The following is a 448-nucleotide window of genomic DNA, read 5'->3' as shown; positions in this document are numbered from 1 at the left end:
GATTCGGCGACGCCGCGGACTGTCAAGTGGCCGGCATCAGCGAGGTCGGAGAGTTCGGTGAGCAGGGCCTCGCGGTCGTGTCCTACGGCCACGGCCCGGTGTTCCAGGTGGGCCCGGCCGCCCGCCAGGGAGACCGCCACGTCGGCCGGGTGGAGACTGTCGTCCCGCGTGATCCGCTCGGCCAGTCGGACGGCCTGCTCCTGCAGCGCCTGCGGGCTGCGGGCCGAGAGCACCCACGGAACCAGGGGTGGGGTCGCCCGCCGTGCGGGGCTTTCAGGGCTTGTCGGAGCGGGAGCGTGCTCCAGCACCACGTGCGCGTTGGTGCCGCTGATACCGAAGGAGGACACCCCTGCACGGCGCGGGCGGTCCAGCTCCGGCCACGGACGGTCCTCGGTGAGCAGTTCCACCGCGCCCGTCGTCCAGTCCACCTCGGGCGTGGGCTCGGTCA

1 protein-coding gene is annotated in these 448 nt (G+C 73.2%); it reads right to left on the bottom strand.

Going from position 1 to position 448, the window contains the following annotated elements:
• Nucleotides 1–448: ketoacyl-synthetase C-terminal extension domain-containing protein (locus tag V1L54_RS29330; RefSeq protein ID WP_330121195.1), on the bottom strand; the 448-nt coding region annotated here is incomplete at both ends.

It is taken from the genome of Streptomyces rubellus (assembly GCF_036323805.1).
Lineage (GTDB): Bacteria > Actinomycetota > Actinomycetes > Streptomycetales > Streptomycetaceae > Streptomyces.
Note: the sequence above shows the minus strand (reverse complement) of the source record. Positions and strands in the feature narration are given on the sequence as shown.